Below are 20,876 nucleotides of genomic sequence, written 5' to 3'. Positions count from 1 at the left end.
CGCATTATTCGCTCGGAACGACAATGCGTCAAGCGTTTTTATAAAAAAATTATCTACGCTATCAACCGTTTATCCCTTCCCCCCCGAAATCAGTGGCGATGGGCAGCGCTGGAACCAGCGGCTGGCCTGTTCGTAGGCGTGGGCCAGTTGCAGGACGGCGAAGTCGGCCTGGTGTTTGCCGATGATCTGCAAGCCCATGGGCAGGCCGTCGGCGTTGAAGCCGGCCTGCACGCTGGCCACCGGGCAGCCGGACAAGGTGCCGGGAATCACCACCTCCATCCAGCGGTGATAGGTGTCCATGGCCACGCCTGCGATGCTGCGCGGCCAGGGGATGTTCTTGTCGAAGGGGAAGACCTGGGCGCTGGGCAGCAGCAGGTAATCGAAGCGTTGGAACAGCTTTGAAATGGCGCGGTACCAGTCGCTGCGAATCACCGAGGCGTCGAAGACCTGGCTGGCGGACAGCTTGAGGCCGTTTTCCACTTCCCAGATGGCTTCTGCCTTGAGCTGTGAACGCTTGTGCGGGTCGGCATAGGCGTTGCCCAGGGAGCCGGCGACCATCCAGTGGCGCAAGGTGCGCCAACTGCTCCACAGGCGCTCGGGGGCAAACTCTGGGCGGGCCGGCTCGACGCTGCAGCCCAGGCTGCGGAAATCGCCCAAGGCCTTTTCGCAGAGCGCCATTACTCCTTTCTCCATCGGCAGGTAACCGTCGAAGTCCCCCAGCCAACCCAGGCGCGTGCCCTTGAAGTCGCGCTCCAGTGGCGCGGCGAAGCCCTGGCCGGACTCACTGATGGACAGCGGCGCCCGCGCATCGCCACCGGCTTGCACCGACAGCAGCAGCGCTGCATCGCGCACGCTGCGGGCCATGGGGCCTTCGTAGCCGAGCTGGTCGATGAACAGGTCGCTGCTGTCGTCGAACGGCACCCGGCCCTGGGACGGGCGGAAGCCGAAGATGTTGTTGAAGGCCGCCGGGTTGCGCAGCGAGCCCATCATGTCGCTGCCGTCGGCCACCGGCACCAAGTGCAGGGCCAGGGCCGCGGCGGCACCGCCACTGCTGCCACCGGCGGTCTTGCTTGGGTCATAGGCGCAGCCGGTGGCGCCGAACAGCGGGTTGTAGGTCTGCGAGCCGAGGCCGAACTCCGGGGTGTTGCTCTTGCCGATGATGATTGCCCCGGCGGCCTTGATCCGTTCCACCATGATGCCGTCGCGCTCGGGGATGAAATCCCGGTACAGCGGCGAGCCCAGGGTGGTGCGGATGCCCTGGGTCAGCGACAGGTCCTTGATCGCGTGGGGCAGGCCGTGCATCCAGCCACGGTACTCGCCACGGGCCAGTTCGGCATCGCGCTGCTCGGCCTGGGCCAGCAGGCTGTCGGCCGGTTGCAGGCTGACCAGGGCATTGACCAGGGGGTTGTAGCCTTCGATGTGGGCAAGGTAGGTCTGCATCACTTCCCGGCAGGAAACCTGACGCAGGCGGATACGCTCGGCGAGTTCATGGGCCTGGAGCAGGACCAGTTCGCTGGGGGGATTGGCAGTCATGGCAGGGGGCCTTTCAACGGCTGGAAAAACGCCCCGGCCTCCTGGCCGGGGCGGCAGAAATCGATGCCGATCAGCGCATCAGGTTGGTCCACAGGCGGTCGGCGAGGCGGATCGCGCCTTCGCCGCAGGTCTGGCTGAAAACCACCTTGGTGCCCTCGGGAATGTGCAGCTCGGGGGCATCCTTGAGCCCCGCGTCGAGGAAGGGTTCGACGCCCTTGATCGGGCTCTGGTGCTTGAGGAAGTTCTGGGTCATGGCGGCATTCTCAGGCTGGCTGAGGAAGGCGATGAAGGCCTTGGCGTTCGCCGGGTGCTTGCTGCCCTTGGGGATGACCATGTTGTCCACCCAGGCCAGCACGCCCTCTTTGGGGTAGAGGTATTTCAGGCTGGGCTTCATCTCCCGGGCACGCATCGACGAGCCGCCCCAGAACATCGACATGTCGATTTCCCCGGCCGCCAGGTTCTCGCGGATCGCCCCGGCCTTGGAGCTGTAGGTCTTGACGAAGGGCTTCTGCGCCTTGAGCAGGCCAAGGATCTGCTGCATCTGCTTGGGGTCTTCGCTGCACAGCGGAATGTTCAGGTACAGGCTGGCCATGTCGATCACTTCGCTCACCGAGTCGAACATGTTGATCCGCCCCTGCAGCTCCGCTGGCGGTTCGTAGAGCACCTTGTAGCTGTCGCTCGGGCCTGTGTAGCGTTCGCCGTTGAGCACCACGCTGGTGGTGCCCCAGATGAAGGGCACCGAGTAGGCGCCTTCAGGGTCCCAGGTCGGCTTTTTCAGGTTGTCGACCACACCGGCGTAGTAGGGCTGCTGGGCCGGATCGAAGCGTTCCAGCAACTGCTCCTTGATCAGGATCGGGATGAACTGGTGGGAGGGGATCGCCACGTCATATCCAGTGCCGCCCTGTTTCAGTTTGGCCAGCAGGGTTTCATTGGAATCGTAGGAATCCACCGTGACCTCGATGCCGGTCTGCTTCTGGAACTTGGCGAGAATTTCCGGCGAAAAGTAGCCGCTCCAGCTCACGACGTTGAGTTTTTCGGCGGCCTGCACCGCCAGTGGCAGGCTCAGCAGCAGCGAGGTTCCCAGACTTGCGATCAACTTGCTCATGGCATTTCCCCAAGGTCAGTGGACGGTTCAAGGGTGTTTCTTGCTCAACAGGTAAGAGAGGCTGACGAACAGCACCGAGACGCCGAGGATCAGCGTCGACACGGCGTTGACGTCGGGTGTCACGCCCATGCGCAACAGGCCGAAGATGAAGATCGGCAGGGTGGTGGTGCCGGCCTGGGACACCATCATCGAGATCACGAAGTTATCCAGGGAGACGATGAAGGCCAGCATCAGCCCGGAGACGATCCCCGGCATCAGCAGCGGCAGGGTCACCTTGCGAAAGGTCCGCCAGGGGCCGGCGTACAGGTCCGCCGCGGCGTGTTCCAGGGACAGGTCCATGTCGTTGAGGCGGGCGCGGATCGGCAAGTAGGCGAAGGGGATGCAGAACACCGTGTGGGCGATGATCAGGTTGCCGTAGCCCAGGGACAGCCCCAGCGTGGAGAACAGCGCCAGGGTCGCCACGCCGACGACGATTTCCGGCAACACCAGGGGCAGCATGATGGCGCCCATGGACAGTTGCAGGCCCTTGAACCTGGCCCCGCGCGAGGTGCCCAGGGCGGCCAGGGTGGCGATGGCGGTGGCCGCCATGCTGGCGCACACGGCGATCAGCAGGCTGTTGCCCGCCGCCTGGCGCAGGGCCTGGTTGGCGAACGCCGCGCGGTACCAGTCGAGGCTGAAGCCGCTCCACACCGTGGCCGACTGGTTGGCGTTGAAGGAGAACACCACCAGCACCAGGATCGGCGCGTAGAGGTACAGGTAGAACAGGAAGCTGAAACCGCCGAAGCCGGGAAAGTCCTGAACACCGAGGCCGTTGCGTTTGAACAGGCAGATCATCATGCACCCTCCTGAAGGGTTCGCTGGCGCTGGGCGCGCAGGGCGTAGACGGTCAGTACCAGCATCACCGCGGCCATCAGCACCAGGGACAGGGCGGCGCCGAAGGGCCAGTTACGGGCGTCGCTGAACTGCCGGAAGATCAGGTTGCCGAGCATCATTCGAGTGCCGCCGCCCAGCAGTTCCGGGGCGATCATGGCCCCCAGGCAGGGCACGAAGGTGAGGATCGCCCCGGCGAAAATCCCCGGCTTGGCGATTGGCAGCACCACCTTGCGCAAGGTTCGCCAGCGTCCGGCGTAGAGGTCCTGGGCGGCTTCCAGCAGGCGGATGTCCATCTTTTCCAGGGTGGCGTAGATCGGCAGTACCACGAAGGGCGCGTAGGTGTAGACCAGCCCCAGCAGCACCGCGCCGTCGGTGTACAGCAGTTGCAGCGGTTCGTGGATCAGCCCCAGGTCCATCAGGCTGTTGTTGATCACCCCGGTGTTGCGCAGCAGCAGGATCCAGGCGTAGGTGCGGATCAGCAGGTTGGCCCAGAACGGTACGGTGATCAGGAAGATCAGCAGGCCGCGGCGCTGCACCGGCTGCATGGCCAGCCACACCGCCACCGGAAAACCGATCAGCAGGGTGATCACCGTGGTCAGCCCGGCGATGCCGATGGAGCGCAGGGCGATCAGCAGGTAGGAGTCGGTGAAGGCCAGGCTGTCATCCAGTTGCCGCTCGAACAGCAGGGCGGTGTAGGCGTCGCTGCTGAAAACCTTGTTCACCCCGCCGTAGGGGTTGGCTTCCATCAGCGAGTAACCGATGACGATGAGGATTGGCACGATCAGGAACAGGCCGATGGCGATCAGCGCCGGGCTGACCCCGAGAAAACTGCGCAGGGCCTTGCGCCGTTCCAGGTGCTGGGAAATCGATGAGGCGTGCATGGCGAATCCTCGTGGTCAATCCAGCAGGACGCTGGCGCTGCCGCGCTCGAACACCAGCCCGGCGTGGCTGCCCACGCTCAGGCGCGGATGGTGTTCGAGGCTGTTGGGCGCACGCACGGTGAGGCGCGTGCCGTCGCCAAGGCTGACCTGGTATTGCAGGTCGGTGCCCAGGTAGATCTGCGCCTCGATGCGGCACGCCAGGGCGCCTTCCGCGGCCTCGCTACGCAGGTGCAGGCGCTCCGGGCGCACGGACAGGGTGACCTGCTGGCCGACTTTGACTGTGTTGCAGGGTTGCGCCGGCAGTGCCTCTCCGGCGGGTCCGCTGAACCAGGCCAGCCCGGCCTCGATGCGGCTGACCTGGGCCTGGATGAAGTTGGTTTCACCGATGAAGTCGGCGACGAAGCGATTGCGCGGTTGTTCGTAGATCTCTTCCGGGCGGCCCACTTGCTGCACTTCGCCTTCGGAGAGCACGGCGATGCGGTCGGACAGGGTCAGGGCTTCTTCCTGGTCGTGGGTGACGAAGATGAAGGTGATGCCGGTCTTGGCCTGGATCGCCTTGAGTTCTTCGCGCATGGCCTGGCGCAGCTTGAGGTCCAGGGCCGACAGCGGTTCGTCCAGCAACAGCACCTTGGGATGGGGCGCCAGGGCCCGGGCCAGGGCGATGCGTTGCTGCTGGCCGCCGGACAGTTGGTTGGGCTTGCGCCCGGCGAAGCGTTCCATCTGCACCAGGGCCAGCATCTCGCGCACCCGCTCGGCGATCTGCGCCTTGCTCAGCACCTGGCCCATGGGCCGGGATTCCAGGCCAAAGGCCAGGTTCTCGGCCAGGGTCATGTGGGGGAACAGCGCGTAATGCTGGAACACGGTGTTTACCGGACGCTCGAAGGGCGGCCGCTCGGCGATGTTCTCGCCGTAGAGGAGGATCTCGCCCTGGGTCGGAAATTCGAAGCCGGCGATCATCCGCAACAAGGTGGTCTTGCCGCAGCCGGAAGGCCCCAGGAGGGTGAAGAATTCGTTGTCGCGGATGTCCAGGTCGATGTGCTTCAGGGCCACCGGGCCGCTGTGTGGATCGCCGTAGACCTTGCGCACCGAGCGGATCGACACCGCCAGTGTTTGCAGCGAATGCAGGGCATTCATGCCTTACCTCCGATTCCCCCATGGGCTGTCGTGCAGGCCATGGATATTGTTTTTCTTAGGGCAGGATCGAGATGTGTTCGGATGCGTGCAAAGCCTGTTTTTAAAGGCTTTGCGCGGGTTCTTATTGTTCTGCTGGGGCTGATTATCAGTGAGGGGTTGCGGGGGCGAAACATCAATTTTAACATACCAGCTGTTAAATAATTTAATAGCAAGGGGCGGGCAAAATCATGGTCGAGCAGCGTTTGCCACCGTTGAATGCGGTGCGGGCTTTTGATGCCGCGGCCCGCCTGGGCAGTTATGTCGAAGCCTCCAAGTCGCTGCATGTCACCCAGCCGGCCATCGGCCGTCATGTGAAGCTGCTGGAGGACTGGCTCGGAGTGCAGCTGTTCGAGCGCACCTCGCGCGGGGTGATCCTGACTCCGGCAGGGGAGAAGTACCACCGCAAGATCGCCGCCGCCCTGCAACTGATCATCGAGGCCGGGCGCGAAGCCCAGCCCAAGGCCGCCGAGCGCTGGCTGCGGATCATGGTGGTGCCGGGGTTTGCCAAGCGCTGGCTGACCCCGCGCCTGGAGGCGCTGCGCCATGTGCGCCCGGGCCTGAAGTTCGCCATCGAACCGAACTCGACCTTCACCGAAGTGGACGCCAAGACCAGCGACCTGGGGATCGCCTACGGCCTGGACGGGCAGTACCCCGAGTCGCGGGTCAGCCTGATCTGCCCCCGGGTGTTTCCCATCTGCACCCCGGCCTACCTGGCCGGTATCGAGCCGATCAAGGGCCCGGCGGACCTGGCCCGCCACGAGTTGATCCATTTCGATGACGGCGAGTGGTGGAACCTGTGGTTCGCCGCCAATGGCCTGGATATCCACCTCACCTCCGACCTGATCTACGTGAACAACGATCATGCCCTGTCGGTGGCCGAAAGCGGCGGCGGGATTGCCCTGGCCAATGAAGTGCTGGTGCGCGAGGAGCTCAAGGCCGGGACCCTGGTGCGGGTGCTGGAAGATCAGGTGAAGCTGGAAAGCTACCGCGTACTGACCCCGGATGCTGAATGGTCCGAGGACGTGGAATGGTTTATCCAATGGCTCAAGGCCGAGCTCGAAGCGGACTTCCCCGAGGCTCGGCTGAGGGCTTGAGGGCCGTCGGCTTCAGGCCAAGCGGAAGCGCCCGGTGTTGACGCTCAGGGCCCGACTGCCCTGGTTCAGGCTGTCTGCCGCCAGGTTCACCGCCCGGGCCCCCTCCAGCAGACGCACCGCCGCCTGATCCACGTGCTGGATGTTGCTGCTGACTTCATCGGCGGTGCAGGCCTGTTCCTCCACGGCGGTGGCGATCTGCGCCAGGGTGTCGCTGACCCCTTGCACCGCATCGGCGATCTGCGCCAGGCGCAGGCCCAAGCCGGTCACCGACTGGGCATCGTTCTGGGCTTGGTCACAAGCGGCCTGCATCAGGCTCACCGCTTCATTCACCGTGCTGCGCAGGCTGTCCACGGTGGCGGCGATCTGCGCCGTGGACGACTGGGTGCGCTGGGACAGGCTGCGCACTTCGTCGGCGACCACGGCAAAGCCCCGGCCCTGATCTCCGGCGCGGGCCGCTTCGATGGCGGCGTTCAGCGCCAGCAGGTTGGTCTGCTCGGCCACGCCGCGAATGGTGTCCACCACCAGCTGGATCTGCTGCCCTTGCTCGCTGACCCGGCCCAGGGCGGCCGCGGTGTCGTTCAGGCGCTGGTTGAGTTGCTGGATGCTGGCGGTGGTGCGCTGGCTGTCGCGGCTGCTGTCGCTGGCGATGCTTCGGGTCTGCTGGGCACTGCCGGAGGCCTGTTCGCAGCTCTGTGCGACCCCTTGGGACGTGGCAGCCAGTTGTGTGGCGGCTGCGGCAATCTGGCTGATCTGCTGTTGCTGGGCCTCGACTTCGCTCAAGGCACCACTGGCGTGCTGGTTGAGGCTGCGCACCGCGTCTCCCAGTTGCAGGGTTTCGTGATCCACCCCTTGCAGGCTGCCACGCAGTTGCACCACGGCCACGTTCAGCGCGGTGCTGATCAGTGCCAGCTCATCGCGGCCCTGTACCGGCACTTGCAGGCACAGATTGCCGTCGCGCAGGGCTTCGGCCAGCAGGGTGATGCCGCTGGCGCTGCGGCGGATCGAGGCTTGCAGGCAGACGAACAGGTACAGCGCTGCCAGCACCAGGCAACCGAGCACCGTAGCCACCAGGATCAGCTGGCGCAGGGCTGAACCCTGGTAGTGATCCAGACGGCTGTCGAGGGCGGCCAGGGAGTCCTGGCGCAAGTTCGCCAGCTGGCCCAACAGGGTATCGAGGCCTTGTTCGAAGGCTTGCGGCTTGAGGATGATGCTGCCGGCGAACAGCCCGTCATCCAGCACTTTCAACTGCTCGTCCAGCTGCTTCAGGCTGTCCTGATAGCGCCCGGCCCAGGCCTGCAGTTCGCTGGGCAGGCGGGCTTCCAGCAGGCTGCCGGTCTTGCTCAATTGTTCGCGGGCATCGCCGATGCGGCTGCGCAAGTCCCGCAGTTGCAGACGGCTTTGCAGAGTGAACTGGCCCGATACCACCGAGGCTTGGCCAACGGCTGCCAGGCGTCCGACCCGCTCGATCAGGTCCGGGGCATGCTGGGTGGCAATCTGCGTCAACAGGTAGGTTTCCAGCCAGGGAGCCAGGGTCAGGCGGGTGTCCATGGCGATCTGCTCACGCAGCGCCTGCAGGGCGCCGAGGGCTGAAGTGAAGCGTTCGTAGCCGTCCGGCCACCAGCCGACACTGGCCAGGCTTTTCGAGTCCAACCCTTGCAGGCTGCCTTGCAGCGCCCGGTAGCGAGCGAGGGTGTCGTCCTCGGCGCCGGCCTGGTGCAGGGCATTGCCCAGCTCTTCGCTGGCCTGGAGCAGGCCGGGCTGGACCGCATCGAACGCCGCCACCGCGGCGAGGGTCGCCGGCGTCGGCTGGCGGTTGGTCTCGGTGGCGCGCCAGCGGGCGGCACGATCACGCTGTGCGGTCAGCAGGTTGTCCAGAGTATCCAGGGCTTGCAGTTGGCGGATCCCGGAGCGTTCGGTGGCCATCAGGCCAAGCCTGTCGCGGTAGTCCTGGCCGATCATCCACAGACTGCCCAGCAGCGGCAGGATGAACAGCAGAAACAACAGCTGGAATTTGCGAGCGAAGCCAAAACGCCCCAACAACGCCATGCCCGGTGCCAGAAATAGATGCATGCACTACTGCTCCTTTGGGCACCACGCACCATTGGCGTGCGGTCGAGGCGGCTGGCCCGGACCCTGTGCCCTCGTAAAAACGCCTCGGAAAGTGTGCAACCGGCGCCAGGATCATGCCGGCGCTGTAGCGTTACTTCCCATTTTCGCCACCCTGGGTAAGGGCGTCGGGTTGGTGTGGCGGCAGGAGCAAGATTCAGACCATGGCGATGGGCTATCAGTCGGCTGGCTGAAGTCGTTAGCAAGCTAATGGGATGGCGCGGGCGCACTGAAAAATGGCACATTGGCGCACCTGCCCCTGTGCACCCACCCGTTGTACGGAAAATCCTATGGCTAGCAGCAACCCTCAGACCGTCGCAACGACGACTTCTTCTGCTTCGCAAAGCAGCCCACTGGTCCTGCGCATCATTGGTGCCGTGGCCCTGGCCCATTTGATCAATGACCTGATCCAGGCGGTGTTGCCGGCGATCTACCCGATGCTCAAGAGCAACTACGGCCTGAGCTTTACCCAGGTCGGGCTGATCACCCTGACCTTTCAGCTCACCGCATCGCTGTTGCAGCCCTGGGTCGGTTTCTACACCGATCGGCGGCCTCTGCCGTTCCTGCTGCCGGCGGGCATGGTCTGCACCCTGATCGGCATTCTGATGATGTCTCAGGTGGGCAGTTTTGCCCTGATCCTGTTGGCCGCGGCCTTGATCGGCATCGGCTCCTCGACCTTCCACCCGGAAGCCTCGCGGGTCGCCCGGCTGGCTTCCGGCGGGCGCTATGGCCTGGCGCAGTCGAGCTTCCAGGTCGGTGGCAATGCCGGCACCGCGTTCGGCCCCTTGCTGGCCGCGGCGATCATCATTCCCTACGGCCAGGGCAATGTGGCCTGGTTCGGCCTGTTCGCGCTGTTTGCCCTGGTGGTGCTCTACGGCATCAGCCGCTGGTACGCCAACCACCTGCGCCTGCACAAGCTCAAGCAGGGCCAGGCGGCGACCCACGGGCTGTCGAGGAATCGGGTGATCAGCGCCCTGGTGGTCCTCGGGCTGCTGGTGTTCTCCAAGTACTTCTACATGGCCAGCTTCACCAGTTACTTCACCTTCTACCTGATCGAGAAATTCGACCTGTCGGTGGCCAGCTCGCAACTGCACCTGTTCCTGTTCCTCGGCGCGGTGGCGGCGGGAACCTTCTTCGGCGGGCCGATCGGCGACAAGATCGGGCGCAAGGCGGTGATCTGGTTCTCGATCCTCGGGGTGGCGCCGTTCACCCTGTTGCTGCCCCATGTCGACCTGTTCTGGACCAGCGTCCTCAGCGTGGTGATCGGCTTCATCCTGGCCTCGGCGTTCTCCGCCATCGTGGTCTACGCCCAGGAACTGGTGCCGGGCAACGTCGGCATGATCGCCGGGGTGTTCTTCGGCCTGATGTTCGGTTTTGGCGGGATCGGCGCGGCGCTGCTGGGGCACCTGGCGGACATCCATGGCATCGAGTACGTGTACTTCCTGTGCTCGTTCCTGCCGCTGTTCGGGGTGCTGGCGATCTTCCTGCCGCGTACTCGCAAAGCCTGACGGGCGTTGTTGGGCGGGTCAGAAAACGCCCGGGGCCAGGCTCCGGGCGTTGTCGTTTCAGCGTTGGCGCAGCTGCGACGGCGCGGCCTGTGCCGTCAATGCAGGCTTTTCAGGTAGGCAATCAGGTGCTGCCGGCTCTGCGGGTCGGGCTGGCCGGGAAACATCATGTTGTTGCCCGGCACCAGGGTCGCCGGGTTGCTCAACCAGCGCTCCAGGGTGGCGTCGTTCCATTGCAGGCCGGCGCCTTGCAGGGCACTGGAGTAGCTGAAGCCCTGGGCCTGGGCGCTGGCCCGTCCGAAGACTTGGTGCAGGCTGGGGCCCATCAGGTGTTTGCCGTTCTCGGCACTGTGGCAAAAGCCGCATTGGGCGCTGAACAGGGCCTTGCCGAGGACCGCGTCGCCGTCGGCCAGGGCCAGTGGCGCGGCCAGCAGCAGCGCTTGGGCTGCGAGCAGTTGGGTGTATTTCATGGATTTTCCTGTGGCTCAAAGGGCCCCGTGGCGTGCTGCCGACGGGGCGTGTACGCGGCTTAGAAAGGGTTGGCCAGGTCGATCCCGGATTTGCCCGGGGCGAGGATGTTGTTCGGGTCCAGGGCGCGCTTGATGGCGTGCTCGACCTTGCGCTTGACCGGGCCATAGCTCTGCGCCACCCGCTCCTGGAAGGCGGTGTTGACCCGGTACACGGCATAGCCTTGCTGTTCGAACGCATCCAGCAGTTCGGCGAAGCAGGCGTTGGCGCGGCGGGTTTCCTCCGGGTTGCTGCGGTCATACAGCACGTCGATCACGTGGTGCATGTCGCGCCAGCCGACGATGAATTCGCCCACATAGTCCAGGCCGTGTTTGTTGAGGATTCGCTTGGCCAGGGCCTGCTGCTTGTTGCACTCGCTGCCGCGGGCCTGGCTCACCGGCGCGAACCACATCGAGCCACCGCCGCCGCGCCAGTTGTACAGGCCGAACTCTTGCAGGTTGGGCACCCCGGACATCAGTTGCGAGCGGTACAGGAAGGGTTGGGTGGTGCCGGCCTCCTCCTGGGTGACGAGGCGTCCCTTGCCCAGGGCCTTGAGGGCCTGATTGACGATCTTCCAGTTGACGTCCACCTGCTCCTGAGTGCCGTACAGGGCGGCGTAGACGTTCCAGGCGCCGAGGTTCTTGTCCTTCTGGATCTGCTTGAGGATGGCCTCGGAGGTGGCGCCCGGCTCGCTGGTGTAATCGGCGCGGCGGGTGTTGCAGGTGGCGGCCTCCCACAGCACGCCGGCGATCACCACCGAGTTGGGAATCACCTGGGCGATGCGCAGCGGGCGGATGAATTCGACGATCTCGGCGATGTCCGACTCGTTCTCGAACTTGATCTCGAACGGCTTGAACACCGGCGGCTTGGGCATCAGCCAGAAGCCCATCTTGGTGCAGATGCCGTAGTTGGCCTGGGTGAACATGCCGTCCAGGGTCGGGCCGTAGCCCCACTTGAACACCTGCCAGGCGTTGTCGCCTTTGACCCCGCCCATGCCGGTGCGATAGACGTCGCCGTTGGCCAGCACCACCTCCATGCCGCATTGCATGAGGAAGTGTTCGCCGTAGGGGGTGTAGCCGACGCCGCGGTCCATGGTGTTGCCCAGGGGGCCGGCGATGGCCGAAGGCGCCGAGAAGGACAGCATCAGCGGCAGGTTGTGTTCCTGGATGTAGTCGTAGAGCTGCTGGTAGGTGACCCCGGGCTCCACCAGCGCGGTGCACAATTCCGGGTCGACATGAAGGATCTTGTTCATCTTCTTCAGGTCGAGAATCACCTGGCCGCGCTGGCCGGGCGCTGCCGAGCCGTAGCCGAAGTTGCGTCCGGTGGAGATGGTCCAGACCGGAATCTTGTGCTCGTTGCAGATCTTCACCACTCCTTGCACCTGCTCGACACTGGTGGCGGTGACGGCGGCCGAGGGCATGTGCTCGGCGGTGTCCACCGCCATCATGATCTTGGTGTAGGGCACCAGCTGGTCGTCCTTGACCAATACGTTCTCGTCCCCCAGCAGGGCACGGAACTGGGCGATGGCCTGGTTGAAGTGGGCTGCATTCACGCCCCGTGGCAACAGTGGCTTCTGGGTTTGCTCAGTCATTGGATCAGCTCCTTCAAGCCTCAATCGAGAACGAAACGAAATGGCCGCTCAATGGCACGGCCCGGGGGCTGGCCAATGGCGCCTGGCCGAGACGGCCGCTGGCCAGTTCGGCCAGGCTGTAGCCGAGGGTGGCGGCCCACTGTTCGGCGCTGCGCGGGTCGCGAGCGCGGGCGCCGGCCTGGAATGCCGGTTGTGCCAGCAGGCGCTGTTCGCTGAGGCTGAAACCGGCGCCACAGGCGTTCAATTGCAGGCCCAGTTGCAAGGCGCAGCCATCGGCGGCCGTGGTGCCCAGCAGTTGGTGACGCGAGGTCCGCGCATCGCTGTGGTGCTGGCCGAGCCAGTGCACTCGGGCCCCGGCGCTGCGGGCCTGGTCGAGCACCAGGGCGGCGCTGGCATCGTCCAGCAGGCCGATGATGCGTTGTGGCTGGCCACTGCCCAGGCGTTGTTGCAGCGCCAGGATCGACGCCAGGCTGGCTTCCCAGCGTTGCACGCTGACCTGGCGCGCCGCCGGGCTGGCGTTGATGCCCTGGACGAAAGCCGAGTCGGCGACGGCGGCGCTGACCAGGGCCAGGGTGGGCAGGCGCTTGCCCGTGGACGGGCCCAGCACGCTGTTGGCCAGGCTCAGGCCGGGGCCGGTCACTGCGACGCTGGCCAGACCGCCCAGGGCCATGCCCTTGAGCAACGAGCGACGTTCAATGTTCATGGGCGCCTCCTCAGGGTTGGGCGGCCGTGGCCGGGGCTTTGGAGATGTAGTCGGCGACCTGCTGCAAGGCGTTGTCGTCGATGAACGACGCCGGGAATGCCGGCATCGCGCGAAAGCCGTTGCGCACCACCGCGGTGATGTAGGGCGTTGGCAGTTGGCGTCCCTTGATCTGCGGGCCGACGTGCTTTTCGTGGCAGTGGCCGCAGACCTTGGCGTAGACGTTTTCACCGTTTTTCCAGACGCCATCGCCATCGGCGGCGGCCGTAGTGGCCAGCACCGCCAGGGGCAGGCTCAGGCACAGGGCAAGGCTGCGTTTCACAGCTGGGCTGTTGAGGAGCGAGGACATGGCGTACTCCGTATTGTTATGGGGTGATTCGGTGGATAGGCGCCCTGCTCAGAACGGATAGGGGCGCGGTGTGTGTTGCAGGGTGATCCAGTGGTCGGTGGTGAATTCATCGATGGCCCAGTCGCCGTTGAAGCGGCCCAGGCCCGAGTTCTTTTCACCGCCAAAGGGTGCGTTGGGTTCATCGTTGACCGGCATGTCGTTGACGTGGCTCATGCCCGCGTGCAGGCGTTGGGCGAACTGCACGCCACGCTCCGGGCTGGCGCTGAACACGGCGCTGGACAGGCCGTACTCGCTGGCATTGGCCAGCTCCAGGGCGTGCTCGGCATCCCGTGCGCCCTGGATGCCGACCAAGGGGCCGAAGATTTCCTCGCGGGCAATCTCCATGTCGGCGCTGACGTCGCCGAACACGTGGGGTGGCAGCACGTTACCCGAAGCCGGGCCGCCCACCAGCAAGGTCGCCCCCTCGCTCAGGGCCAGGTTGATCTTGTCTTGCAGGCCGGCCAGCTGTTTGTGGTTGATCACCGGGCCGACCACCGTGGCCGCCAGGTTCGGGTCGCCGTAGGGCAGGGCCTTGACCCGTTCGACAAAGCGTTGGGTAAAGGCTTGCAGCACTGGTTGTTCGACGATGATGCGGTTGATCGCCATGCAGATCTGCCCCTGGTGCAGGAACTTGCCCACCACCGCGGCGTTCACCGCCTGTTCCAGGTCGGCATCGGCCAGGACCACGAAGGGGCTGTTGCCACCCAGCTCCAGGGCCACGTGCTTGAGGTGCTCGCCGCCACTGGCGATGCGCCCGATATTGCGGCCGACCTGGGTCGAGCCGGTGAAGGAGATGAACGCCGGCACCGGGTGCTCGACAAAGGCATCGCCGATTTCCGCCCCGGTGCCGACCACCACGCTGAGCACCCCGGCGGGCAGGCCGGCTTCCTCGAAGATCCGTGCCAGCAGCAGGCCGCCGGTCACCGGGGTGTCGCTGGCGGGCTTGATCACCACCGCGTTGCCCAGGGCCAGGGCCGGCGCCAGGGAGCGGGCGCTCAGGTGCAGGGGGAAGTTCCAGGGGCTGATCACCCCGATCACCCCCAGCGGCTTGCGGTAGACGCGGCTTTCCTTGCCGGGGACGTTGGAGGCGACGATCCGCCCATGGACCCGGCTGGGCAGGCTGGCCGCCTCGACGATGATGGCGCGGGCCGCGCCCCATTCGATCTGCGCCTTGATCCGGGTACTGCCGGACTCGCGGACCAGCCAGCCGATGATTTCCTCGCGGCGTTCATCGAAGATCCGCGCGGCGTTGAGCAGCACTTCGCTGCGTTGCGCTGGCGCGCTGGCGGCCCATTGCGCCTGGGTCTGGCGGGCCTTGGCATAGGCCTGGTCGAGGTCCTGGCGGTTGGCCAGGCTGATCTGCAGCAGGCATTGCTCGGTGAACGGGTCGAGGACGGCCAGCGCTTGGCCGCTGCTGCCGGCGCGCCATTGTCCGGCGATGGGTTGCAGTTCCAGATGTTGATAGGCAGGTCGAGTCGCAGTCATGGGGTGCTCTCTTGTTCGTGGCCATGGCCCGGCTGTCAGCAATCAAGCCGATGGCGTTTGAGTGTAGGGATGGGTGCCCGGTACGGCGGCGTTTCAGCCGAGACGGGCTGCGTTGCGCAATGGGCCGTGGCGCAGGCGTGAGGGGTAGGGCGGGGGAGGCGTGAGGAAGGCAGAAAGCATGGCAAGGTCACCTGTTGTCTTGTTATGGATGAGCGTCTGCCTGTGCATAACAACTATCGTGCCACGGTCGTTTTTCGTGAAAATATTGTTTTAAAACAATTGGTTAGATGATTGACCTGGTTGCCGGGAGGACCGTCGTGCGGGGCGCACTGCGGAAATTTATGCAGAGAAGTCGCAAGGGCGTCGAAAGCTCGGCACTGCCGGGGCGCTTGCGGAAACTGTGCGGTTACCGGCCAGAATCTGCGCATCGCTCTTAGCAAGCAGGGACGGCGATTGACCTGGCAAAGCGCCGGGGCATACTGCAAGGCCCCTGAGCTGCCTGTTGATTGCCCATGACTCGTTCTCCTTCCAGCCAGCCCGGCCGTCCTGCGGATGAAGATTTCCTCAAGCAGATGCTGGGGCGGCAAAAGCGCTTGATCGTCGATCGCACCAGTCAATTCGAGGCCAGCGGCCTGCCTTCGGCCGAGCAACTGGCCGAGACCGTGGCCTTCGCCCCCCAGGACGGCAGCATCTGGCTGTGCGGGCAGCGGATGATGCTGATGCAGGGTTCGGCGTTCGGCTCCATCCGTCGTGAATTGATCGAGGCCCTGGGCTTCGACAAGGCCCGTGGCCTGATCACCCGCATCGGCTGGCAGGCCGGCGCCCGGGACGCGGCACAGGTCAGCGAACAGTGGCCGGAAGGCGATCACGCCAGCCTCTACAGCGCCGGGCCGCGCCTGCACATGCTCGAAGGCATGGTCAATGTCGAGGTGGTGCGCTTCGAGATCGACTCCAGCATCGGCCATTTCTATTCGGAATTTCTCTGGCACAACTCCTTGGAGGACGACGAGCACATCGCCGCCTATGGCCTGGGCGGCGAGCCGGCGTGCTGGATGGAGATCGGCTATGCCAGTGGCTACGCCTCGTCGCTGCTGGGGCGGCTGGTGGTGTTTCGCGAGCTGGAATGCCGGTCGATGGGGCAGCCGGCCTGTCGGATTGTCGGCAAGCCGGCGCAGCTGTGGGACGACATCGATGTCGACCTGATGTACCTCGACCCGGGGGATTTTCTCAGCCGCAGCGCCTATGCCTCGGGGGTGCAGACCCAGGTCGCCGAGCTGCCGGTAGCGCCCGGTGAACAGCAATTGGTCGGCATCTCGGCGGCCTTTGTGGCCGCCAGCCAGTTGTTGCAGCGGGTGGCGCCGACCCAGGCCACGGTGCTGCTGACCGGGGAGTCGGGGGTGGGCAAGGAGTTGTTCGCGCGCCATCTGCATCAGGCCAGCAGTCGTCGGCAGCAGCCGCTGGTGGCGCTGAACTGCGCGACCCTGCCGGAAAACCTGGTGGAGGCCGAACTGTTCGGCGTGGAGCGGGGGGCCTTTACCGGCGCCGATCGCTCGCGCCCGGGGCGCTTCGAGCGGGCTCATGGCGGCACCTTGTTTCTCGATGAAATTGCCACCCTCAGCCTTTCGGCCCAGAGCAAGATCCTGCGAGCCTTGCAGGAAGGCGAGATCGAGCGGGTGGGGGGCACCGAGCCGCTGCGGGTGGATGTGCGAGTGATCGCGGCGACCAACCTCGACCTGCGACGCGAAGTGGAGGCCGGGCGCTTTCGCGAGGACCTGTTCTACCGCCTGAATGTGTTTCCCATTCATCTGCCGCCCCTGCGTGAGCGCCGCGAAGACATTCCCCTGCTGATGAGTTACTTCCTGCACCGCTTCAGCCAGCGCCACGGGCGCCAGCTGGCGGGTTGCAGCACGCGGTTGGTGAATGCCCTGCTGACCTACCGCTTCCCCGGCAATATCCGCGAGTTGCAGAACCTCATCGAGCGCGGCGTGATTGCCGCCGGCGACGGCGAAATCATTGATGTGGTGCACCTGAGCGAGGCGGGGACGCCGCTGGCGGGTGTCGCCATTGGCTTGAATGCCGACGGGCGCCTGGTGCCACCGACGGTGCGCGAGCCTGCGCCCTTGTCAGCGACGGCCAGGGCGGATGAGCCTCCGCTCGAGGAGCCGGAGCTGGCCAGCCTGCAGGCGTTTCTCTCCGGGCGGGCACCGGCCTTGAGCACGTCCCTGGAAGAGATCGAATTGCGCCTGGTGCATCTGGCCCTGGAGCGCTCCGGAGGCAACATTACCGCGGCGGCGCAGATGCTCGGCATGAGCCGGGCTCAGGTCAGCTATCGGCTCAAGGGCCGTTGAGCCGGCCCGCTACTGCGTTTCGGCAGCAGAGGGCGCGGCGTTCGACGCTTCAGAGTGCGCTGATTCAGAGTGTGTTGACTCAGAGCGCGGTGGTGAACTTCAGCCAGTAGGTCTGGCCCTCGGCGCGGTTGCGCACCGCCGACTCGTCCTGCCATTTGGCGCTCAGCGACCAGCCGCTCTTGCTCTGAAATCGCACCGCTGGGCCGATGGAGAACGAGCGTCCGCGATTGCCATCGCTGGCTTGCACCTGGGCCGCGGCGGCGCAATCGGTGACGCTGCACTTGTCGTCGCTGATCTGCTGATAGGCGTGCCCGCCGACGCCGATCACCCAGCCATTGCCCAGCCCCCAGCCGAGGCTGTAGTCGGCGTGCAGCTCGCGTCCGGACTGATAGTGGGTGGCGCGGTTTTCGAAGTTGTAGTCGTGCATCAGGCGCACATCGGCGTTGAAGCCCTGCGGATCGGTGTAGGTCATCGCATACACCGCTTGCACGGTGTAGTAGTGGTTGCCCAGGTTGATCAGGTCGTCCTTGTCGTATTCGCCGCCGCTGGGCAGGACGAAATCGACCCCCAGGGCACTGTGCAACTTGTCGCTGTGATGAAAGCCCAGCACCGGGCCGAGGTGGGCGTCGCCAATCCCGCGCTTGTGATCGTGAGGGCCGTTCTTGATGTTCAGGCGCATGTCGTTGAGGGGCAGCAGGGCATGGAAACCGAGATGGCCCCCCAGCACCTCTTGCTCGGTGACCCAGACAAAACGTGGCACCACGCTGGTGACTCGCAAGTCGATGCTGGCCGCGCGGTGGCCGGCGTTGTCCCGCAGGCTGTCGGCCAGGTAGTTGCCGGCGAAAACCTGGGCATAGGTGCCGGGCGGCGGCAGGATGCCCATGCCGTAGAGTTCGATGCCCAGGGGCCAGGAGGACACGCCGCCTTCGCTGGCCTGCACCCATGAAGTGTGGGCGCAAAACAGCAGGCTGGAGGTGAGTGCAAGGACGCGCAGGCGCGAGGAGGTCTGATGCATGAGAAGGTCTGCCTTATTGTTATGGGAGCGCTGGCAGGAGTAGGGCTCCTGACGCGCCGGCAGAGCGTCTCAACTAGCGTGCCAATCCTTATATCTTTAATTTATCGTTTTAAATCAATTGGATAGGTTGTTTTTCGTTGCAGTGGGCGAGCGCCTTCGGCGTCTTGTGGCGAGATTTGTTAAGAGAAATCGGCGACCTGCACAAAACTCGCGCCGGCTCAGCGACTGCCGGGGTCTTGCCCGGCACTCTGGCGAAAGGCGTTGGGCGTCTGCCCGCTGAGGCGCTTGAAGAAACGCGAGAAGTAGGTCGGGTCGCTGAACCCCAGGTTGTCCGATAGCTGGCTGATGCTGATGTTGGTGTAGATCAGGCCGCGCTTGGCTTCCAGCATCAGGCGCTGGTGCAGCATCTGCAGCGCGCTCTGCCCGGCCAGTTCCCGGCACAGGGTATTGAGGTGGACGCTGGACAGGCCGATGCGATGGGCCAGGGATTCCACCGTGGGGTGTTGCTGATAGTGGCGCTCCACCAGCTTGATGAAATGCCCCAGCAGCTGCTGATTGCGCTCGCCGCGGTTGCTCGGTGGGGTGTTCTGCTGGCCACGGCGACTGATCCACACCACCAGCACGTTGACCAGCGAATGCAGCAACAGGTCGCGGGCGGCGGCGCTGCCTTCGTATTCATCCATCAGCGCCTTGAACAGGGTGTTGAGGCTGTGGCGGTCACGGCCCACCGGGTAGCAGCCGGCGCTGGCCAGCACCGCCAGCGGCGCCCCCAGTTGCGCTTCCAGCTGGGCCACCAGCGGCGCGCCCAGGGTCAGCACATAACCCTGGATGTTTTCCGAGAACTGAAAGCCGTGGACCATCAGCGGTGGCACCACCTGGATCGATGCTTGGCGCACGTCCTGGCGCCGCCCCTCGACTTCCACCAGGGCCTGACCGCGCTGCACGTAGAGCAACTGGTAGAGGTCGGCGTGACGGTGCGGCTTGATCTCCCAATGGTGCAGGCTGCTGCGCTTGGGGATGGATTCACAGTGCAGCAGGTCCGGGGTCGGCCAGGCCTGGTTTTCCCCATAGAGCTTGAACACCGGGATGCTGGAACGGCTGGCTTTCATCGAAGGCGACCTGTCGAGACGGGTGGCTGGAGTGCTCGATAATCGAACGCTGTTTGCAAAAGTGCATTTTTACCTGGGTTTATCACCATTTTTTGCGATTTTTGTCGGCAAAAATGCAGGGGTACAACAATAACCATAAATTCCGGATTTCGCCTGCACGGTGACTGGAATGCCCTTGAGAGATGACAACAATGAAAACTCAGGTTGCGATTATCGGCGCCGGTCCCTCCGGCCTTCTGCTGGGCCAACTGCTGCACAAGGCCGGCATCGACACGGTGATTGTCGAGCGCCAGACCCCGGAATATGTGCTCGGCCGCATCCGCGCCGGGGTGCTCGAACAGGGCACCGTGGACATGCTGCGCGAGGCTGGTGTGGCCCAGCGTATGGACGCTGAGGGCCTGGTTCATGAAGGGGTGGAGCTGTTGATGGGCGGCAAGCGCGTGCGCATCGACCTCAAGGCCCTGACCGGCGGCAAGACGGTGATGGTCTATGGCCAGACCGAAGTCACCCGCGACCTGATGCAGGCCCGCGCGGCCAGTGGGGCGCCGATCATCTACTCGGCGGACCAGGTGCAGCCCCACGACATGAAGGGTGCGCAGCCCTACATCACCTACGAAAAGGATGGCCGGCAGCACCGCATCGACTGCGATTACATCGCCGGCTGCGACGGTTTCCATGGCGTGGCGCGCAAGAGCATTCCCGAAGAGGTGCTGACTCACTACGAGCGCGAGTACCCCTTCGGCTGGCTGGGGCTGCTGTCCGACACCCCGCCGGTGAATCATGAATTGATCTACGGCCAGCACGAGCGTGGTTTCGTGCTGTGCAGCCAGCGCTCCCTGACCCGCAGCCGTTACTACCTGCAAGTGCCGCTGAGCGACAAGGTCGAGGACTGGTCCGACGAGCGCTTCTGGGACGAACTCAAGGCCCGTCTGCCAGAAGACGTGGCGGCGGATCTGGTCACCGGGCCAGCGCTGGAGAAAAGCATCGCGCCGCTGCGCAGCTATGTGGTCGAGCCGATGCAGTACGGCAAGCTGTTCCTGGTCGGCGACGCCGCGCACATCGTCCCGCCCACCGGGGCCAAGGGCCTGAACCTGGCGGCTTCCGACGTGTGCTACCTGTACCGGATCCTGGTCAAGGTCTACCGCGAGGGGCGTACCGAGCTGCTGGACAAGTACTCCGAGCTGGCCTTGCGCCGGGTGTGGAAGGGCGAGCGTTTCAGCTGGTTCATGACCAACCTGCTGCACGATTTCGGCGAGCACCATGACGCCTGGGAGCACAAGATGCAGCAGGCCGACCGCGAGTATTTCCTCAACTCCCACGCGGGCCTGGTGAACATTGCCGAGAACTATGTGGGCCTGCCTTACGAAGACATCTGCTGAGCCTTCGGCCTTGGAAGCATCGGCCTTGGAACCGCTTGCAAACGGGGGTGGTTGCGAGGCCGTGTTTGCACATGGGCACGGGTC

At 64.8% G+C, this 20,876-nt stretch carries 17 protein-coding genes; 4 read left to right on the top strand and 13 right to left on the bottom strand.

Annotated features, from left to right (window positions below):
• Nucleotides 1-69 precede the first annotated feature (69 nt).
• The 5 genes from GWQ44_RS27495 to GWQ44_RS27475 all read right to left on the bottom strand — a co-directional run bounded on the left by GWQ44_RS27495 (nt 70) and on the right by GWQ44_RS27475 (nt 5,526).
• Nucleotides 70-1,533: an amidase gene (locus GWQ44_RS27495; RefSeq protein ID WP_275928742.1), complete on the bottom strand. Its 1,464-nt coding sequence runs from the start codon at nt 1,531-1,533 to the stop codon at nt 70-72.
• A gap of 70 nt (nt 1,534-1,603) precedes the next feature.
• On the bottom strand, nt 1,604-2,638 hold the full coding sequence (locus GWQ44_RS27490; protein ID WP_275928741.1) for an extracellular solute-binding protein: 1,035 nt from the start codon (nt 2,636-2,638) through the stop codon (nt 1,604-1,606).
• Nucleotides 2,639-2,665: 27 nt separating this feature from the next.
• On the bottom strand, nt 2,666-3,475 hold the full coding sequence (locus GWQ44_RS27485) for an ABC transporter permease (protein ID WP_275928740.1): 810 nt from the start codon (nt 3,473-3,475) through the stop codon (nt 2,666-2,668).
• Nucleotides 3,472-4,392 carry an ABC transporter permease gene (locus GWQ44_RS27480; RefSeq protein ID WP_103741952.1) on the bottom strand — a complete coding sequence of 307 codons (921 nt, stop codon included), beginning with the start codon at nt 4,390-4,392 and terminating at the stop codon, nt 3,472-3,474. Before GWQ44_RS27480 ends, GWQ44_RS27485 begins: the two co-directional genes overlap by 4 nt.
• Nucleotides 4,393-4,407: 15 nt before the next feature.
• Entirely contained in the window at nt 4,408-5,526 is a 1,119-nt protein-coding gene (locus GWQ44_RS27475; RefSeq protein ID WP_275928739.1) for an ABC transporter ATP-binding protein, read from the bottom strand.
• Nucleotides 5,527-5,753: 227 nt separating this feature from the next.
• On the opposite strand from GWQ44_RS27475, the gene GWQ44_RS27470 reads away from it, so the two are divergent.
• Nucleotides 5,754-6,659, top strand: coding sequence for a LysR substrate-binding domain-containing protein (locus GWQ44_RS27470; protein ID WP_275928738.1), 906 nt, complete (start codon nt 5,754-5,756; stop codon nt 6,657-6,659).
• Between the two features lie 12 nt (nt 6,660-6,671).
• On the opposite strand, the gene GWQ44_RS27465 is transcribed toward GWQ44_RS27470, so the two are convergent.
• Complete coding sequence (locus GWQ44_RS27465) at nt 6,672-8,729, bottom strand: methyl-accepting chemotaxis protein (protein ID WP_275928737.1); 2,058 nt, start codon at nt 8,727-8,729, stop codon at nt 6,672-6,674.
• 326 nt (nt 8,730-9,055) lie between these two features.
• Here GWQ44_RS27465 and GWQ44_RS27460 point away from each other — a divergent pair, with 326 nt between their 5' ends.
• Nucleotides 9,056-10,273, top strand: coding sequence for an MFS transporter (locus tag GWQ44_RS27460; RefSeq protein ID WP_275928736.1), 1,218 nt, complete (start codon nt 9,056-9,058; stop codon nt 10,271-10,273).
• Between the two features lie 95 nt (nt 10,274-10,368).
• Here GWQ44_RS27460 and GWQ44_RS27455 read toward each other — a convergent pair whose 3' ends face one another.
• The 5 genes from GWQ44_RS27455 to GWQ44_RS27435 are packed head-to-tail and all read right to left on the bottom strand — an operon-like array spanning nt 10,369 to nt 14,941.
• Entirely contained in the window at nt 10,369-10,740 is a 372-nt protein-coding gene (locus tag GWQ44_RS27455; protein WP_275928735.1) for a c-type cytochrome, read from the bottom strand.
• A gap of 59 nt (nt 10,741-10,799) precedes the next feature.
• Nucleotides 10,800-12,368 carry an FAD-binding oxidoreductase gene (locus GWQ44_RS27450; RefSeq protein WP_275928734.1) on the bottom strand — a complete coding sequence of 523 codons (1,569 nt, stop codon included), beginning with the start codon at nt 12,366-12,368 and terminating at the stop codon, nt 10,800-10,802.
• 13 nt (nt 12,369-12,381) lie between these two features.
• The gene (locus GWQ44_RS27445; protein ID WP_275928733.1) at nt 12,382-13,071 is read right to left on the bottom strand and encodes a hypothetical protein; all 690 of its coding nucleotides are present in this window, start codon (nt 13,069-13,071) and stop codon (nt 12,382-12,384) included.
• A gap of 10 nt (nt 13,072-13,081) precedes the next feature.
• On the bottom strand, nt 13,082-13,417 hold the full coding sequence (locus GWQ44_RS27440; RefSeq protein ID WP_275928732.1) for a cytochrome c: 336 nt from the start codon (nt 13,415-13,417) through the stop codon (nt 13,082-13,084).
• Nucleotides 13,418-13,465: 48 nt separating this feature from the next.
• Nucleotides 13,466-14,941 carry an aldehyde dehydrogenase family protein gene (locus GWQ44_RS27435; protein ID WP_275928731.1) on the bottom strand — a complete coding sequence of 492 codons (1,476 nt, stop codon included), beginning with the start codon at nt 14,939-14,941 and terminating at the stop codon, nt 13,466-13,468.
• Nucleotides 14,942-15,453: 512 nt separating this feature from the next.
• On the opposite strand from GWQ44_RS27435, the gene GWQ44_RS27430 reads away from it, so the two are divergent.
• A complete protein-coding gene (locus GWQ44_RS27430; protein WP_275928730.1) occupies nt 15,454-17,289 on the top strand; it encodes a sigma-54-dependent Fis family transcriptional regulator in 1,836 nt (611 codons plus the stop codon).
• A gap of 79 nt (nt 17,290-17,368) precedes the next feature.
• Here GWQ44_RS27430 and GWQ44_RS27425 read toward each other — a convergent pair whose 3' ends face one another.
• Entirely contained in the window at nt 17,369-18,304 is a 936-nt protein-coding gene (locus GWQ44_RS27425) for a transporter (RefSeq protein ID WP_275928729.1), read from the bottom strand.
• A gap of 218 nt (nt 18,305-18,522) precedes the next feature.
• Nucleotides 18,523-19,413, bottom strand: a complete 891-nt coding sequence (locus GWQ44_RS27420) for a helix-turn-helix domain-containing protein (protein WP_275928728.1) — start codon at nt 19,411-19,413, stop codon at nt 18,523-18,525.
• A gap of 191 nt (nt 19,414-19,604) precedes the next feature.
• Between GWQ44_RS27420 and pobA the strand changes: the two genes are divergently transcribed.
• Nucleotides 19,605-20,792 (top strand): 4-hydroxybenzoate 3-monooxygenase, encoded by a 1,188-nt coding sequence (gene pobA / locus GWQ44_RS27415; RefSeq protein WP_275928727.1) that lies wholly within the window; start codon nt 19,605-19,607, stop codon nt 20,790-20,792.
• Nucleotides 20,793-20,876 lie beyond the last annotated feature (84 nt).

This window comes from Pseudomonas sp. 3MA1, from assembly GCF_029237275.1.
Taxonomy (GTDB): domain Bacteria; phylum Pseudomonadota; class Gammaproteobacteria; order Pseudomonadales; family Pseudomonadaceae; genus Aquipseudomonas; species Aquipseudomonas fluorescens_AP.
The sequence above is the reverse complement of the archived record's forward strand: the minus strand, read 5'-3'. Positions and strand labels throughout refer to the sequence as shown.

Bases quoted from the DNA above. Each gene is read 5' to 3' on its own strand.
- GWQ44_RS27455 (WP_275928735.1), bottom strand. From the start codon at position 10,740: ATGAAATACACCCAACTGCTCGCAGCCCAAGCGCTGCTGCTGGCCGCG.
- GWQ44_RS27495 (WP_275928742.1), bottom strand. From the start codon at position 1,533: ATGACTGCCAATCCCCCCAGCGAACTGGTCCTGCTCCAGGCCCATGAA.
- GWQ44_RS27480 (WP_103741952.1), bottom strand. From the start codon at position 4,392: ATGCACGCCTCATCGATTTCCCAGCACCTGGAACGGCGCAAGGCCCTG.
- GWQ44_RS27440 (WP_275928732.1), bottom strand. From the start codon at position 13,417: ATGTCCTCGCTCCTCAACAGCCCAGCTGTGAAACGCAGCCTTGCCCTG.
- GWQ44_RS27445 (WP_275928733.1), bottom strand. From the start codon at position 13,071: ATGAACATTGAACGTCGCTCGTTGCTCAAGGGCATGGCCCTGGGCGGT.
- GWQ44_RS27485 (WP_275928740.1), bottom strand. From the start codon at position 3,475: ATGATGATCTGCCTGTTCAAACGCAACGGCCTCGGTGTTCAGGACTTT.
- GWQ44_RS27425 (WP_275928729.1), bottom strand. From the start codon at position 18,304: ATGCATCAGACCTCCTCGCGCCTGCGCGTCCTTGCACTCACCTCCAGC.
- GWQ44_RS27450 (WP_275928734.1), bottom strand. From the start codon at position 12,368: ATGACTGAGCAAACCCAGAAGCCACTGTTGCCACGGGGCGTGAATGCA.
- GWQ44_RS27475 (WP_275928739.1), bottom strand. From the start codon at position 5,526: ATGAATGCCCTGCATTCGCTGCAAACACTGGCGGTGTCGATCCGCTCG.
- pobA (WP_275928727.1), top strand. From the start codon at position 19,605: ATGAAAACTCAGGTTGCGATTATCGGCGCCGGTCCCTCCGGCCTTCTG.
- GWQ44_RS27465 (WP_275928737.1), bottom strand. From the start codon at position 8,729: ATGCATCTATTTCTGGCACCGGGCATGGCGTTGTTGGGGCGTTTTGGC.
- GWQ44_RS27420 (WP_275928728.1), bottom strand. From the start codon at position 19,413: ATGAAAGCCAGCCGTTCCAGCATCCCGGTGTTCAAGCTCTATGGGGAA.
- GWQ44_RS27470 (WP_275928738.1), top strand. From the start codon at position 5,754: ATGGTCGAGCAGCGTTTGCCACCGTTGAATGCGGTGCGGGCTTTTGAT.
- GWQ44_RS27435 (WP_275928731.1), bottom strand. From the start codon at position 14,941: ATGACTGCGACTCGACCTGCCTATCAACATCTGGAACTGCAACCCATC.
- GWQ44_RS27490 (WP_275928741.1), bottom strand. From the start codon at position 2,638: ATGAGCAAGTTGATCGCAAGTCTGGGAACCTCGCTGCTGCTGAGCCTG.
- GWQ44_RS27430 (WP_275928730.1), top strand. From the start codon at position 15,454: ATGACTCGTTCTCCTTCCAGCCAGCCCGGCCGTCCTGCGGATGAAGAT.
- GWQ44_RS27460 (WP_275928736.1), top strand. From the start codon at position 9,056: ATGGCTAGCAGCAACCCTCAGACCGTCGCAACGACGACTTCTTCTGCT.